The organism is Xanthomonas sp. NCPPB 4037, assembly GCF_041475695.2.
Classification (GTDB): Bacteria; Pseudomonadota; Gammaproteobacteria; order Xanthomonadales; family Xanthomonadaceae; genus Xanthomonas; species Xanthomonas campestris.
Window position 1 is genome coordinate 708,719 of record NZ_CM191261.1, and the last position, 14,591, is coordinate 723,309.

The 14,591-nt window shown below is 67.1% G+C and carries 17 protein-coding genes; 8 read left to right on the top strand and 9 right to left on the bottom strand.

The window, feature by feature from the left end; genetic code table 11:
• Window positions 1-561: 561 nt before the first annotated feature.
• Window positions 562-828 carry a DUF3297 family protein gene (locus ACCQ01_RS03140; RefSeq protein WP_011038741.1) on the bottom strand — a complete coding sequence of 89 codons (267 nt, stop codon included), beginning with the start codon at window positions 826-828 and terminating at the stop codon, window positions 562-564.
• A gap of 166 nt (window positions 829-994) precedes the next feature.
• Between ACCQ01_RS03140 and ACCQ01_RS03145 the strand changes: the two genes are divergently transcribed.
• Complete coding sequence (locus ACCQ01_RS03145) at window positions 995-1,549, top strand: DUF6630 family protein (protein WP_011038740.1); 555 nt, start codon at window positions 995-997, stop codon at window positions 1,547-1,549.
• 421 nt (window positions 1,550-1,970) lie between these two features.
• On the opposite strand, the gene ACCQ01_RS03150 is transcribed toward ACCQ01_RS03145, so the two are convergent.
• The 6 genes from ACCQ01_RS03150 to msrB all read right to left on the bottom strand — a co-directional run bounded on the left by ACCQ01_RS03150 (window position 1,971) and on the right by msrB (window position 6,125).
• Entirely contained in the window at window positions 1,971-2,255 is a 285-nt protein-coding gene (locus ACCQ01_RS03150; RefSeq protein WP_014506481.1) for a DUF4031 domain-containing protein, read from the bottom strand.
• 9 nt (window positions 2,256-2,264) lie between these two features.
• Window positions 2,265-2,831 (bottom strand): hypothetical protein, encoded by a 567-nt coding sequence (locus tag ACCQ01_RS03155; RefSeq protein WP_267131979.1) that lies wholly within the window; start codon window positions 2,829-2,831, stop codon window positions 2,265-2,267.
• 144 nt (window positions 2,832-2,975) lie between these two features.
• Window positions 2,976-4,154 carry a flagellar motor protein MotB gene (motB, locus tag ACCQ01_RS03160; RefSeq protein WP_228431432.1) on the bottom strand — a complete coding sequence of 393 codons (1,179 nt, stop codon included), beginning with the start codon at window positions 4,152-4,154 and terminating at the stop codon, window positions 2,976-2,978.
• Between the two features lie 10 nt (window positions 4,155-4,164).
• Window positions 4,165-5,019 (bottom strand): flagellar motor stator protein MotA, encoded by an 855-nt coding sequence (motA, locus tag ACCQ01_RS03165; protein ID WP_011038736.1) that lies wholly within the window; start codon window positions 5,017-5,019, stop codon window positions 4,165-4,167.
• 110 nt (window positions 5,020-5,129) lie between these two features.
• Window positions 5,130-5,579, bottom strand: a complete 450-nt coding sequence (locus ACCQ01_RS03170; RefSeq protein WP_228431433.1) for an MliC family protein — start codon at window positions 5,577-5,579, stop codon at window positions 5,130-5,132.
• Between the two features lie 81 nt (window positions 5,580-5,660).
• Window positions 5,661-6,125 (bottom strand): peptide-methionine (R)-S-oxide reductase MsrB, encoded by a 465-nt coding sequence (gene msrB / locus ACCQ01_RS03175; protein ID WP_012439339.1) that lies wholly within the window; start codon window positions 6,123-6,125, stop codon window positions 5,661-5,663.
• A 302-nt stretch (window positions 6,126-6,427) separates the two neighbouring features.
• Here msrB and ACCQ01_RS03180 point away from each other — a divergent pair, with 302 nt between their 5' ends.
• Window positions 6,428-6,856, top strand: coding sequence for a superantigen-like protein SSL4 (locus ACCQ01_RS03180; protein WP_075286610.1), 429 nt, complete (start codon window positions 6,428-6,430; stop codon window positions 6,854-6,856).
• A gap of 395 nt (window positions 6,857-7,251) precedes the next feature.
• Here ACCQ01_RS03180 and ACCQ01_RS03185 read toward each other — a convergent pair whose 3' ends face one another.
• Window positions 7,252-7,731, bottom strand: coding sequence for an Lrp/AsnC ligand binding domain-containing protein (locus ACCQ01_RS03185; RefSeq protein WP_005992148.1), 480 nt, complete (start codon window positions 7,729-7,731; stop codon window positions 7,252-7,254).
• Between the two features lie 150 nt (window positions 7,732-7,881).
• On the opposite strand from ACCQ01_RS03185, the gene ACCQ01_RS03190 reads away from it, so the two are divergent.
• A complete protein-coding gene (locus ACCQ01_RS03190) occupies window positions 7,882-9,171 on the top strand; it encodes a D-amino acid dehydrogenase (RefSeq protein WP_228431434.1) in 1,290 nt (429 codons plus the stop codon).
• A complete protein-coding gene (gene alr / locus ACCQ01_RS03195; protein ID WP_228431435.1) occupies window positions 9,171-10,253 on the top strand; it encodes an alanine racemase in 1,083 nt (360 codons plus the stop codon). The genes ACCQ01_RS03190 and alr overlap by 1 nt, the downstream gene beginning before the upstream one ends.
• A gap of 150 nt (window positions 10,254-10,403) precedes the next feature.
• Here the strand turns inward: alr and ACCQ01_RS03200 are convergent, their stop codons facing one another.
• Window positions 10,404-10,985, bottom strand: a complete 582-nt coding sequence (locus tag ACCQ01_RS03200; RefSeq protein ID WP_043921578.1) for a DUF3016 domain-containing protein — start codon at window positions 10,983-10,985, stop codon at window positions 10,404-10,406.
• A 245-nt stretch (window positions 10,986-11,230) separates the two neighbouring features.
• Between ACCQ01_RS03200 and ACCQ01_RS03205 the strand changes: the two genes are divergently transcribed.
• The 4 genes from ACCQ01_RS03205 to ACCQ01_RS03220 all read left to right on the top strand — a co-directional run bounded on the left by ACCQ01_RS03205 (window position 11,231) and on the right by ACCQ01_RS03220 (window position 14,540).
• On the top strand, window positions 11,231-11,677 hold the full coding sequence (locus ACCQ01_RS03205) for a hypothetical protein (protein WP_014506489.1): 447 nt from the start codon (window positions 11,231-11,233) through the stop codon (window positions 11,675-11,677).
• Window positions 11,664-11,954, top strand: coding sequence for a hypothetical protein (locus tag ACCQ01_RS03210; protein ID WP_042594577.1), 291 nt, complete (start codon window positions 11,664-11,666; stop codon window positions 11,952-11,954). Before ACCQ01_RS03205 ends, ACCQ01_RS03210 begins: the two co-directional genes overlap by 14 nt.
• A gap of 104 nt (window positions 11,955-12,058) precedes the next feature.
• Window positions 12,059-14,092, top strand: coding sequence for a PAS domain-containing hybrid sensor histidine kinase/response regulator (locus tag ACCQ01_RS03215; RefSeq protein ID WP_014506491.1), 2,034 nt, complete (start codon window positions 12,059-12,061; stop codon window positions 14,090-14,092).
• Between the two features lie 139 nt (window positions 14,093-14,231).
• Window positions 14,232-14,540: a DUF3247 family protein gene (locus ACCQ01_RS03220; protein WP_012439331.1), complete on the top strand. Its 309-nt coding sequence runs from the start codon at window positions 14,232-14,234 to the stop codon at window positions 14,538-14,540.
• The last annotated feature ends 51 nt before the right edge of the window (window positions 14,541-14,591 follow it).

The window sequence follows — 14,591 nt, forward strand, 5'->3', positions numbered from 1 at the left end:
GAGTGGGTCGAGGGCGCGGTGCCCTCACCGCTTGCGGGACACGCCGTGAACCCGTCCCTGGGGGCTCGGTGGCGGCATCCATGCCGCCACACGGTCCCGCAAGCGGCGAGGGCACCGCACCAGAACGTCTGCTGGCTGGTTCGTTGAAAGCCATGCACACCGACCATTGGATGCCGACGGAAGTTCAGGTCAAACGCGTCGGAAGTCCGGTTCAAACGCTGAGTGGGTCGAGTGCGCGGTGCCCTCGCCACTTGCGGGACACGCCGTGAACCCGTCCCTGGGGGCTCGGTGGCGGCATCCATGCCGCCACACGGTCCCGCAAGCGGCGAGGACACCGCACCAGAGAGTTTGCTGGTTGCTTCGTTGAAAGCCATGCACCGACACTCTCAGCTGGTCCTTGTCCGCTCACCGTCGCGGGACTGACGCGGCATGGATGCCGCGTAGCGCTGACATGGACGTGCGGACAGCGTGTCCCGCGCTATGGGCGGGTTAGCCCTGCACCTAGTGCGCGGATCAGCTGGCCTGTCGTCGCCTGGCGTGACGTGGTGTTGTCAGCCGCGCTTACTCGGCAGCAGGCTTCGCGTCGCTCTTGGTGTCCAGGTAATAGGCCACCACCTCGCCCTTGACCTTCATGGTCATCGGATTGCCGCGGCGATCGCGCGCCTTGCCGGCCTGGACCTTGATCCAGCCTTCGCTGATCGAATACTCCTCGACGTTGTCGCGCTCGATGCCGTTGAAGCGCACGCCAACACCGCGGCTCAGGGCGTCGGCATCGTGAAACGGGCTGCGTGCATCGATGGCCAGATGATCGGGAGGGGTATCGCTCATGGGAAAGGGCGTCATGACGACCGGGATGACCGTCTTCGGCCGCACAGGATACGGGCCTGCGCGGCGATGACCAGCCCCCTGCAGGCGGCCGCGGGTGGCGTAACGGTTTGCATGGCGCGCGTCAGGCGGCACACTTCACGCTGAATCTTTCTGTGAGACACCCGCCATGCCCGACAACAGCGCCGATTACGAAGACGACGACGGCCTGCCCTCCGATCTGGAGGAGGCCGATGACGTCGACGATCATCCTGGGCGGGTCTGGAACCTGCTGGTGCTGATCAATCCCGGCGACGAAGAGACCGCGCTGGGCCAGTTCGACGCCTGGCGCGAAGCGCAGGCCGAGGCGGACGAGGACGACGAAGACGATGCCTGGTTGTGGGCGCTGAAGGACGCCATCGACTGGCGCTCGGGGTTTTACGTCGACTGGAAGGACACCGATTCGTTCATCGCTGCCATCGACGAGCTTAGTTCGCGCTGGAACCTGCGCATCGATTGGGGCGGCGACCTGGATGACGAAGACTTCGCCAACGGCCTGGGCGTGCCCGACCTGATGGCGGTGGCCTTCGACCGCCTGCGCGAGCACGGGTATTCGCTGTGGAACTGGAACACCGGCGGCGACGCCTACGCCGGCTGGATCGCGCTCAGCCGCGACGACGACGCGATGCTGGCACTGACCTCGTTGATGGACGTGGAAGTGCGGCTGGGGAATGAGGCGTTCTGAGGGCCGGGATTCGGGAATCGGGAGTGGGGATTCGCAAGAGCGGCCCCCCGGGGCTGTTGCAGTGTGGGGCGCTTAGGAATGCGCGCTGTGGCAACGAGTGGAAGCGTGGCCTGGCGCTGGGTCATGCAGGCTGTGCAGCGGCGCGGCGCCTTGGGTGTGGCTAGTTGGGTGATGTGGGGAGCATGCCGAGCATCCACGAAGACCGCCACCAACCGCCACGTAGGAGCGCGCTCGCGCGCGATGAAGCTCTCCCGGGAACGCCTCATCGCGCGCAAGCGCGCTCCTACACAAGCGTGACGTCATTGCGGTCTGGTACTCGGGCATGCAACTGGCGACACCCACCGATCAGGCGCGGTTACCAATCAGGCCGCAGTCACCGCTTTTACGATTCCCGATTCCCGATTCCCCAATCCCCGCCTCCTCAAGGTACCTCCCCCCGGGCCTGCGCGCGCGCATTGGCAATCAGCGCCTTGAGCAGGGCGCGGTCGGTATGGCGGGAGATGGCGATGGCGCCGAGGGCGATCGCCTCGGTGCGTAGCGGGGCGGGCACGTCGTAGTGCGCGCCGCTGAGTTTGTTCTGGAAGGCGCGGCGGGGAATGCCCAGCCGCGCCGCCATTGCATGCAGCTCGTCCAAGGTATCGCCGAGCAGGTGCGCCCAGCGCTGGTCGCGCCACAGGTGCACGGCATCGTCGACGTAGACGGCCACCGGCTGGCCTCAGGCCTTCTTGCTCTTCTTTTTCTTGGCGTCGTCCTGCGCGGTTTCGGCCGCGCTGTCGTCAGCGTCGGCGTCCGTGGCATCGGCGTCCGCATCGGCCGCATCAGCGGCATCATCCGCATCGGCTGCCACTGCATCGCTGTCGTCTTCGCCTTCTTCGCCTTCGCCGGCGTCATCGCCGTCGGCGTTTTCGAACTCGGACACCAGCGTGGTCAGGTATTCCTCGGCGGTCTGGCCTTCTTCGGCGGCCAGGTCGTCGATCATCTGCTGCAGCTGGGTCGAATACTCCAGCGAGATGGTCTTGCCTTCCTTCTCCTGCAGGTTGGCGAGGTGCTTGAGCATGGCCAGCATCGGGACCGGGTTGTCGGCGCTGCCCATGGTCTGGCCGCCGATCGACAGCATCCACTCGCTTCCGCCCTGCAAACCGATCGCGGCGACGACGCGGCCGTCGGCATCCTGCAGCACGGCATGGTTGGTGACCTGGGGCGCCTGGCCCAGGCGGACGATCGGGCGCTTGGGTTGCTGCTTCTTGCGCTTGTCGCGCTTGGCCTTGGAATTGCGGGACATGGTGTTCTCGACGCTGGAAATGGCCGTCCATTCTAGGCGCTTGTGCGCGCCACGGCTCGGACGGGCCCTGCGGTACGCGCGGGGACGCTCCCGATCAGCTCGCCAGGCGGTGCCAAAGCCCACCCGCCAGCGATGTCTGGCGCGTCAGTTCGGCTGTGCCGACTCGCTGGTGGCCACCCGCGGCGCGGCGATGGCGGCTTCGGCGGCCTTGGCGAGCGCGGCCGCCGAGGCCACCTGCGCGCTGGACGACACCCGCGGCGCCGCCGGCTTGGTGCCGGCCGCGGCAGGTGCAGGCACCGGCGTTGCGGTGCCAGTGGCCGGCGCAGGGGCCGTTGTGCTGCTTCCGGCCGCTGCAGGGGTGCCCACCGTGGCGGTCCCGGTGGCGGCAGCGCCGCTCAGGTCCGGCACATGGGTGTCGGCATCGGGAATGGGTTTGCCCAATGCCACGCCCTGGTCACTGCCGGCCAGGGCCGCCTGCTCGGCGTCCTGGGTCATCACCACGATGCTGATGCGGCGGTTGATCGGGTTCTGCGGGTTGGTCTTGTCGAACAGTACCGACGAGGACAGCCCCACCACGCGGGTCACCTTGGCATCGGCCATGCCACCGCCCACCAGCGCGCGGCGCGCGGCGTTGGCGCGGTCGGCGCTGAGTTCCCAGTTGGTGTAACCGGCATCGCTGCTGTAGGCGGTGGTGTCGGTGTGGCCGGTGATGCTGATGTGGTTGGGCACCTGATTGATGAAGTTGGAGAGCTCGCGCAGGATGTCCACGGTGTAGGGCTTGAGCTGGTCGCGGCCGATGTCGAACATCGGGCGGTTCTGCTTGTCCACGATCTGGATACGCAGGCCATCGGGGGTGAGATCCAGCAGCAGCTGGTCCTTGAACGGCTCCAGCGCCTGGCTCTTGTCGATGGCTTCCTTCAGGTCCTGCATCAGCGCTTCCAGGCGTTTCTTGTCCTTGGCGCGGCTATCCACGTCGGTATCGGCGGCGTTGTCGCGCTTGCGGCCCATCTCGTCCTTCTGCCCCTTGGCCATGTCGGCGGTGCCGCCGAGCTTGATCATCGAGGTGCTGGCGCCGCCGGGCCCGTTCATGCCGGGCGAGGGCGCCGGCGATTTGCCGGACAGAGGGCTGGGATTGCGGAAATATTCGGAGATCGCCGCGCGCTGTTCCTTGGTGGTGGCCGCCATCAGCCACAGCACCAGGAAGAAGGCCATCATCGCGGTCACGAAGTCGGCGAACGCCACTTTCCAGGCGCCGCCATGGTGGCCGCCGCCCTGGACCTTCTTGACCCGTCGGATGATGACGGTGGATTTGCCCTCGGCCATGACCGCGGCCCTACTTGATCGTCTTCAGGTGCGTTTCGAAATCACCGAAGCTCGGGCGCACGTTGGAGGGCAGGGTCTTGCGCGCGAATTCCAGCGCAATCTTCGGGTTGTAGCCACGCAGGCAAGCCAGCAGCGCGGTCTTGACCGCTTCGTAGATGCGCCCGTCCTGCTCGGCACGCGCTTCCATCGCCGCCGACAACGGCGACACGAAGCCATACGCCAGCAGGATGCCAAGGAAGGTGCCGACCAGTGCGGCGCCGACGTGGTGGCCGATCTCTTCGATCGGCCCGCCAATCGAGCCCATGGTGATCACGATGCCGAGCACGGCCGCCACGATGCCGAAGCCGGGCAGGCCGTCGGACACCTTGCTCAGCGCATGCGCCGGTGCCAGGGCTTCGTGGTGATGCTTTTCCAGTTCCAGCTCGAGCAGCGGCTCCAGCTCGTGCGGCTCGATGTTGCTGCCGATCATCAGGCGCAGGCAGTCGGTGATGAAGTCCAGCAGATGGTGATCGGCCAGCACCTTGGGATAGGTGCCGAAGATGGTGCTGTCCTGCGGCTTTTCGACATGGTCTTCCAGCGCCATGAAGCCGTCGCGGCGGGCCTTGTTCAACAACTCGTAGATCAGGCTCAGGGTGTCCTTGTAGTCGTCGGACTTGTACTGCGGGCCCTTGAACACGCCCATGACGCCGGTCAGCGTTTCCTTGACGATCTTGCCTGGCGTGCTCACCAGGAACGCGCCCAGCGCCGCGCCACCGATGATCATCAGCTCGTACGGTTGCCACAACGCGCCCAGCTTTCCGTGCGACAGCACATAGCCGCCGAGGACACTGACGATGACGACGATGAAGCCGATGATGATGAGCATGGCGCAGCCGGGAGCAAGCTAGGGTTGCTGTTTGTTTCGGCCCGGGCGGCGGATTCTTGAAGCGCGTGACGTGAAGATGTGCGCTGCGACTGAACGCATTAGCCCCTGCATCAGCCCACGCCGCTCGCGTCCGCCTGCGTGCATTTGACGGCCTCGCCGCCCGCCAACGTTAGCGTTGCCTCGCCCGCGTGCGCCCAGAAGGCGTTGCCGTGGATGTCCGCGTAGCGGGCGCCAGTCGGGGCGTCGGCATGCGTGAGCAGCAGGGTGCGGCCGTTCACGTTCAGCTGCACGGCCTGGGTCGCCGCATCCGTATGCACACCCACCATTTGCTCGCCGCAGCGCCACTGCGCAGTGGCCGATGGAGCGAGAGTTGGCGCGGTTGGGGATACGCCCGCCGGGCGGGGCGGCGGGCCGCCCACGCTGGCGTCGGTGATGGCCGGCGTGCTGCCGGCCGCTGGTGAGTCGGCTGCGGCAGGCGGGCGATCGTTGCCGTTGCAGCTTGTCAGGGCCAGGGCCAGGGCGAGCAGGCTGGCCAGGCGTAGCGGGGAGACCGGGTGCATGTGACGCCTCCTGTCGGATCAGGGTGCCGCAGCGCCGGTTGACGCTGCAGGACTGTCAGGACCGGCGCGCCGCCGCGCGCATCAGGCCGGTTGGGTCTCGGCGCCTGCGCGCTGCAGCGGATTGGGTAGCGGCTGGCCGTCTTCGGTGAACGCCAACGAGACCGAATTGAGGCAGTGGCGCTCGCCGGTGGGCGGCGGACCGTCGGGAAACACGTGGCCCAGGTGGCTGTCGCAGCGCGCGCAGACGATTTCAGTGCGGACCATGCCGTAGCTGGTATCGCGGATCTCGCGCACATGCGCCGGGTCGTAGGGCGCAAAGAAGCTGGGCCAACCGGTGCCGGAATCGAACTTGGCATTGGAGCGGAACAACGGCAGCCCGCACAGGCGGCAGGTGTAGACCCCGTCGAGTTTGTTGTCCAGGAACACACCGCAGAACGGGGCCTCGGTGCCGTGGTGCAACAGCACGCGCTGCTCCTCGTCGCTGAGCCCGGCAATCAGGGCATCGCGCTGGGCGGGGGAGGGCGGGGTGAGGTCGAACTGGCTCATGGGGCTCTCGCATGCGCTCGCTGGCGGGGTGCCGGCGCCTGCCCCTGTGATGTGGGCAGTGCGCGCTGGGTTCAACTGCTGGCGCGAAGCCGACCGGCGCGATGGTCGAAACGTTGAGAGTGCAACAGAGACTCAGCGCCCGCGTCGGTACCGATGCCCGGAGATCCTGCGTTGAGGAGCGCTGCGTTTTCGCATGGCGCCGACGTCGCCGAAGCGTTCAGGGCCCGGCGGGGTCCGTGCATTGCCGCCGCGCGCCGGCGGCCCCATTGATTGCCTATCTCTCATGCAACGTGGTGCCCGACATGACGATCTCATCCTCAACGCGCGGCCTGGTGCTGTGTGGCCTGCTGGCTGCCGCCGGCACGGTACTGGCGCAGTCGGCCACCACCACGCGCTCGTCCAACACCCTGCAGCCCATCACCACGCCCACGCCGGTGCAGCCCACGGTCGCGCCGCCGCGCCCGGTACAGCCAACCCCCACGATGACGCCGGTGCCGTCGCAGCTGGGCCAACGCCCCAACGCCCCGACGATCCCGACCCGCGGGCCGGCACAGACGCCGGTGGCCCCGGCCGGCAGCCAGGTGCCGGCCAGCACGCCGATGGTCTACGACCGCAACGGGCGCTTGCTGCAAGGCATGCAGCCGGCCGGCCCCAACCGCGTGCTGGACACCAAGACCGGCCGCTACTACGACGCAGTACCAGCCGGCGACGGCATGCGCGTGGTGCGCTGAGGGCGCTGTGCGGGCCGCCGCGTGCTGAAGCACGCGGCAGCGATCTGGCTATGCACCACGCAGCTCGCAATGCTTTTAGCGACGAGCTTGCGCAAAGCTGCGCGAAACTCGATGGCGGTTCGGCAGGTGGAATGCAGTCTCGGCAGGTTCGCGGTACGTCCGCCAGCTTCGACTGCGCCGGCAGTTCCATCTCGCCAACAGTCGGCCAGAAGCCCTTAGTCACACCATCCCATCAAACATTCCCGACAAGCATTGCGACCCCGCGGCGCACCTGCGCAACTCGCCCGCTAACCCGCTAACCCGCTAACCCGCTAACCCGCTAACCCGCTAACCCGCTAACCAGACCGGTCACGGCCAACCGCGAATCCCGATTCCCCAATCCCGACTCCCCATTCCTACCCCTCAATCGGCAACGCCAGCGTCTCCTTCACCTCTTCCATCACGATGTAGCTCTTGGATTCGCGCACGTGCGGCAGGGTCAGCAAGGTGCTGCCGAGTAATTTGCGGTACGAGGCCATCTCGCTGATGCGGGCCTTGAGCAGGTAATCGAAATCCCCCGAGACCAGATGGCACTCCAGCACGTTGGGCAGCTTGAGCGCGGCGCGGCGGAATTCTTCGAAGATGTCGCCGGATTTGTAGGCCAGGCTGATCTCCACGAACACCAGCAGGCTGGCCTTGAGATAGTGCGGATCCAAGCGCGCGTAATAGCCGGTGATGGCGCCGTCGCGCTCCAGCCGGCGCACGCGCTCGGTGCAGGGCGTGGTGGACAAGCCCACCCGTTCGCCCAGTTCGGTAAAGGAAATCCGGCCCTCCTGCTGCAGGATGCGCAGGATCTTGCGGTCGATCTTGTCCAGCTCACGCGCGCGGGTGGCCATGGGGTCTGTGTCCAGGGGGATTTGACAGGAAGTTTCGCTGCAAAGCCGTGCTGATTCCAGAAATAGCACTGCCTGGCTCGCAATATACTGCGTCTAAACGTCTCCCTCGGCACCTGGTTCTGGGGGAATGCTCTCTTTGAGGAGAACGACATGCGGGTGCTCATTCTCGGTAGCGGCGTCATCGGCACCACCACCGCCTGGTATCTGGCGCAGTCCGGCTGCGAGGTCACCGTGGTGGACCGGCAATCGGCGTCCGGGCTGGAAACCAGCTACGCCAACGCCGGCCAGCTCTCCTTCGGCTACACCTCGCCGTGGGCCGCGCCGGGCGTGCCGGGCAAGGCGGTGAAGTGGCTGTTCGAACAGCACGCCCCACTGTCGATCCGCCCCACCCGCGACCTGCGCCAGCTGGCCTGGCTCAGCCAGATGCTGCGCAACTGCACCGCCGAACGCTACGCGGTGAACAAGGCGCGCATGGTGCGGTTGTCCGACTACAGCCGCGACTGCCTGAACGCGCTGCGCGCCAGCACCGGTATCGAATTCGAAGGCCGTCAACTCGGCACCACCCAGTTGTTCCGCACCCAGCAGCAACTGGATGCCGCCGCGCAGGACATCGAGGTGCTGGCGCAGTACGGCGTGCCCTACGAGCTGCTGACCCCGGCGCAGATTGCCCAGTACGAGCCCGGCCTGGCCGGCGGTGGCGCGCAGATGGCCGGCGCGCTGCACCTGCCCGAAGACCAGACCGGCGATTGCCGGCTGTTCACCCAGCGCCTGGCCGACCTGGCCACGCAGGCCGGCGTGCAATTCCGCTATGGGCAGCAGATCGAGCGCCTGGAGCATGCGGGCGGCGAAATCACCGGCGTGCAGATCGACGGCCGCCTGGTCACCGCCGACCGCTATGTGCTGGCATTGGGCAGCTACTCGGCCGATCTGCTGCTGTCGCTGGGCCTGCATCTGCCGGTGTACCCGCTCAAGGGCTATTCGCTGACCATCCCGATCGTGGACGCGCAACGCGCGCCGACCTCCACGGTGCTGGACGAGAGCTACAAGATCGCGCTGACCCGCTTCGATGAGCGCATCCGCGTCGGTGGCATGGCCGAGGTGGCCGGCTTCGACCTGTCGTTGAATCCGCGCCGCCGCGCCACCCTGGAAATGGTGGTCAACGACCTGTTCCCCGGTGCTGGCGATCTGGCCCAGGCCGAGTTCTGGACCGGCCTGCGCCCGGCCACGCCGGACGGCACCCCGGTGGTGGGCGCCACGCCGTACGCCAACCTGTTCCTCAACACCGGCCACGGCACGCTGGGCTGGACCATGGCCTGCGGCTCCGGCCGCTATCTGGCCGACCTGATGCAGGGCCGCACGCCCGAGATCGATACCGAAGGGCTGGACGTGTTCCGTTATCTGTCCACGCGTAGCACGCGCCCGCACCGGGAGGCCGCGTAGTGCGTCCTGCGCAAGCGTTGATCGACCTGGACGCGTTGCGTCACAACTACCGCCTGGCCCGGCAACTGGGTGGCGGCAAGGCACTGGCAGTGGTCAAGGCCGACGCCTACGGGCACGGCGCGGTGCGCTGCGCGCAGGCGCTGGAACCGGAGGCCGACGGCTTTGCCGTGGCCTGCATCGAAGAAGCGCTGGAATTGCGCCAGGCCGGCGTGCGCGCGCCGATCCTGCTGCTGGAAGGTTTTTTCGAGCATGACGAGCTGGCGCTGATTGCCGAACACGATCTATGGACGGTGGTCGCCACGCCCTGGCAGGTGCGCGCGCTGGCCGAGTTCCGCAGCCCGCGCCCGTTGCGGGTGTGGTTGAAGCTGGACAGCGGCATGCATCGGCTCGGCCTGTCGCCGGAAGATTTCCGCGCCGCATGGCTGCATTTGCGCGGGTTGCCGCAGATCGACTCGCTGGTGCTGATGACGCATCTGGCACAGGCCGACGAGCTGGAGTGCAGCCGCACTGACGAACAGGCCGTGGCGTTCGCGCTGACCTGCGGCGGCATGCGTGCGGAAACCAGCCTGCGCAATTCGCCCGGCCTGCTGGGCTGGCCGGCGCTGCGCAACGATTGGTCGCGCCCGGGGCTGATGCTGTACGGCGCCAACCCGTTCCCGCAGCCGAGCGAGCTCACCGCGCAACTGCGCCCGGTGATGACGGTGCACTCGCGCATCATCAGCGTGCGCGACCTGCCGGCCGGCGAGCCGGTTGGCTATGGCGCGCGCTTCGTGGCCGAACGGCCCACGCGCGTGGGCGTGGTGGCGATGGGCTACGCCGACGGCTACCCGCAGTTCGCGCCGAACGGCACGCCAGTGCTGTTGGATGGCAAGGTGTGCCCGCTGATCGGCCGTGTGTCGATGGACATGCTCACCGTGGATCTCACCGAGCATCCGCAAGCCGATGTGGGAACGCCCGTGCAGCTGTGGGGCGACGCGCCGCAGGTGAGCAAGTTGGCCGCGCAGTGCAATGTCAGTGCATACCAGCTGTTGTGTGGACTCAAGCGCGTTCCGCGTCACTACAGCGCCCCTGCACACGCGTAACGCCGCTGCGCGCTAACAACACTGCTTCGCAGGCGTGAGCTGTAGGACGTGGCAGTGGATGCCCAGATCAACACGAACACAACAACGGCGCCCTGCGGCGCCGTTGTCTGTTCCAGCATCGCGTGCCTGTCGCGCCCAGTGCGCGCTGCATCAGCGCTGCGCGGTGTCCCGGTCACGATCGCCGCGGAACTGCTTGCGCACCCAGTCGTCGATCATCGCTTTCTCGAACCGCAGCGGGTCGGTGTCGTTCATGCGCGGGCCGCTCATCAGGAACGCCGAGTCCACCAGCTTGCGTTCGCCCTGGTCGACCACCGCGCCACTGGCATCGGTCAACGTGTATTCGAAGCTCATGCGCGGCGGGTAGATGTCCTTGACCACGCGCACGTCCTGCATGCGTGGCCCATGCCATGGCTCGTACTGGCCGGCGCGGCGGATATCGGTGATGGTCACGCTGAGGCGTTGGCCGTCCGGCAGCTGCCGCTCGGCGCTGCGCTGGAAATAGGTGGCCAGCTGGGTCACCCAATCGCCACGCTGCGCTTCCCAGCGGTTGCCGCTGTAGCGGATATCGGAGAACTGCGCCGGGTCGGTCCAGCGCACCTGCACCGGGCCATCGTTGGACAGGGCGCGCGGGGCATCCGGATCGGTCACGTTGCGCACCCCGGCGGTGGCCCCGGTGCTGGCAAGCAGGCCCGCGAGCAGCAGGCTCGCGCTGGACACAAGCAAACGTTTCATGGAAAGCCTCCAGAAGAGATGGCCGGCAACGCCGGGCACAGGATCAGTGTGGGGGCGCCCTGCACGCCCCGCAACGCGCGCTGCGCCTGGGGCTGGCATCGCGTTGCCGCCCGGTTAATGCAGGTGGCCGCCGTGCTGACGGAGGGTTCACCAGGCCTGCGCTTCCGCTTCACGGCCCAGCCCGGAAGATCGCTGCCATGGACACCTACCCCCGCACAAAATCAGCCTCCTCGGCGCCGGCACACATGCCGTCGGACGTGCGACTGCAGTTCATCGATTGGGCAAAGCAGCACGGCCACAATCCGGCCACCGGCGCTGCCGCCTTCGTGGCCCTGCAGAGCGATCTCGACCTGGACATGGCCACCCGCAGCATGCCGCTGGAACCGGGCGCCGACGCCCGCGAAGCATTGCGCGAGCATCTGGCCGCGCTGGCGCGCCAGGTCGATGTGGCCGTGCAGTTTCCACCCGTGTACGCCTACACCTCGGCTACCGGCGCGGAGTACCGCTACTCGCTGATGCTGGTCATCGCCGAGGATTGCGTGGAGTGGACCGGGCGCGTCTGGCAGGGCCTGGACTACCAGGGAATGCTGACCGGCCGCGGCCAGGGCCCGCGTGCCAACTACACCCAGCTCGCACGCATGGCGCTGGAGCGCGAACTCGACCAGGAGCGGCCGCGTTATGTCCAGTCCTGATCTGGAACTCATCCTGCCGCAAGGGGCGCATGTCGCCGATGCGGATGACAGCTTTAGCCAGCAGTGCCGCGATGAATGCGCCCGGCTCGGTCTGTCGCGGGTGCGCCTGCTGCTGCTGGACGCCGACTACGCGCGTTCGGGCCTGTGGCGCGAAGAGGCGCAGCGCTGGGTGGACGAGCAACTGCGGCGCGAAGGTGAATGGGCATTTCGCGGCTTGGTGGCCGGCATCATGTTGCTGAGCGCAGGCATCGTGGTGGTAGCCGCGCTGCTCTGGTAACAGGGCAGTAGGCAGGGCGATCCTGCGGCGTGCGAGCGCGGTGTGCACCCGCCGACGACATCGGACATGGTTTCATCCGCTCGTCATCCGCCCTGGCATCACCCGTGGACCCTGATTTGAGCACTTCAGCCCTCAGCCCCGAATCGATCGTCGCCGCATCGGCGCCCGTCGCAGAGCCGACGCTGGATTCGGGCATGTACCGCGAAATCTTCGACAACGTGGACGCTGGCTTCTGCATCATCGACATGGTGTTTGAAGGCGACCGGCCCACCGATTACATCTTCCGCGTCACCAACGAGGCGTTCCAGCGCTACACCGGCCTGTCCGAGGTCGCCAATGTCTCGATGCGCAGCCTGCGCGCCGATCATGAGCAGGAATGGTTCGACCGCTACGGGCACGTGGCACTGACCGGCAATCGCATCCATTTCGAAATGCAGGCCAAGGCGCTGAACCGCTGGTATTCGGTGGACGCGTTTCGGGTGGGGCCGCCGGAACTCAAGCGGGTGGCCGTGCTGTTCATGGATATCACCGAGCGCAAGCGCGTGGAGCGCGAGCTGGCCGAAAGCGAGGCGCGCTTCAGCGCGCTGGCCGACGGCCTGCCGATGCCGGTCTGGGTACTCGATGCGCAAGGCGTGGTGCGTTTCGTCAATAGCGCCTACGGCGAGTTCTTCGGCGTGGATATTTCCAGCGGCACCGTATCGGCCTGGAGCGAGTTGCTGCATCCAGAAGACGTGCCGGTGTTCCAGTTCGAATTGGCGGCCTCGCTGGAAGAACAGCGCGGCCTGCACGCGCTGGTGCGCGCACGCCGCCACGACGGGCAGTGGCGCTGGATCGAGATGACCGCCACTCCGCGTTATTCGGCCGACGGCCGTTTCATTGGCCTGGCGGGCAGCAGCCCGGACGTGACCGAACAGCGCGAAATCGCCCTGGCGCGTGAGCAACTGCTCGAGTCCGAGCGCAGTGCCCGCAACGAGGCAGAGAGCATGGCGCGGCTCAAGGACGAGTTCCTGGCCACGTTGTCGCACGAGTTGCGCACGCCGCTCACCACCATTCTGGGCTGGAGCGAGCTGCTGTTGCAGCGGGTCGAAGAGGGCCACCCGAACTACAAGGGCCTGTCGGTCATCGCCAGCAGCGCCCGCGCGCAAAAGCGCCTGATCTCCGACATGCTCGACCTCAGCAGCATGCTGCTGGGCAAGGTGCAGCTGGAAGTGGAATCGCTGGATCTGGCCGAGCAGGTGCGCGAAGCATTGGGCGCACAGGAGCCGGTGGCCGAGGGCAAGGATCAGGTCCTGCAGCTGCATGTGCCGCCCACGCCGTGTCTGGTGCTGGGCGATGCCACGCGGCTGCAGCAGGTGTTCTGGAATCTGCTGTCCAACGCGATCAAGTTCACGCCCGCGCACGGCCGCATCGATGTGACCGTGGAGCACGACGACGGCCACTTCATCGTCTCGGTGCGCGATTCCGGCGACGGCATCGCTTCGGAATTCCTGCCGCATCTGTTCGGCCGGTTCCGCCAGGCCGACGCCACCACCACCCGCCAGCACGGCGGCCTGGGCCTGGGCCTGGCCATCGTGCAGCAGCTGGTGGAAATGCATGGCGGCCAGGTCGGCGCCACCAGCGGCGGGCGCGGCAAGGGAGCCACCTTCACCGTGCGCCTGCCGGAGCATCAGCCCGACCAGGCCAAGCGGCCGCGGCGTGAACTGCGTCGGCGGCTGATGTCCGAGCAGATCGTGGAAGCGCGCGCGCTCAACGGCCTGCGCTTGCTGGCGGTGGAAGACCAGCCGGACATGCTCGACTATCTGCGCCGCCTGCTGGAAGAGCAGGGCGCCGAAGTGGTGACCGCCGGCAGCGCCACCGATGCGTTGGCCCTGATCGACCACCGCGGCTATGCACGCTTCGATCTGATGCTCACCGACATCGGCATGCCAGGCATGGACGGCTACGGGCTGATCCGCACCGTGCGCGAAAACATGGGCCTGGATGCGACCGCATTGCCGGCGGTGGCGGTCACTGCGTTGGCACGCGACGACGATCGCCAGCGCGCGCTGGCCTCCGGCTTTCAGGAACATCTGGCCAAGCCGTACAGCGTGGCGCAGTTGGTGACCGCGGTGCGCGCCGCGCGCGAACCGGCCGAATGATGCAGTGCGCATGATGCGATGCGATGCGGCCGGGTTGCCGCATTGCATCGCATTTCGGCGACCAGGCAACTTGGTGTGTTTGCTGCATCGTTCACGGCCGATGGCCTAGCGTGCGGGCTCCCCTTTCGGAGATCGCGCGATGCCCAAATACGCCCCCCATGTCTATACCGAACAGGCGCAGATCGCCACGCTGGAGCATTGGGTGAAGCTGCTCGACGGGCAGGAACGCGTGCGCATCGAGCTGGATGACGGCAGCATGATTGCCGGCACCGTGGCGGTGCGTCCCACCATCCAGACCTATCGCGACGAACAGGAACGCGAAGGCAGCAATGGCCAGCTGCGCATCGACCATCTGGATGCTTCGCAGGAGCCGCAATGGATCTGGATGGATCGCATCGTTGCGGTGCATCCGATGCCGCTGGGCGCCGACCCGCAAGTCATGCCCTGACAGGCGGCCTTTACAGGGTGTTTACTTCTCGCAGGCGCGTCACCGGCATCA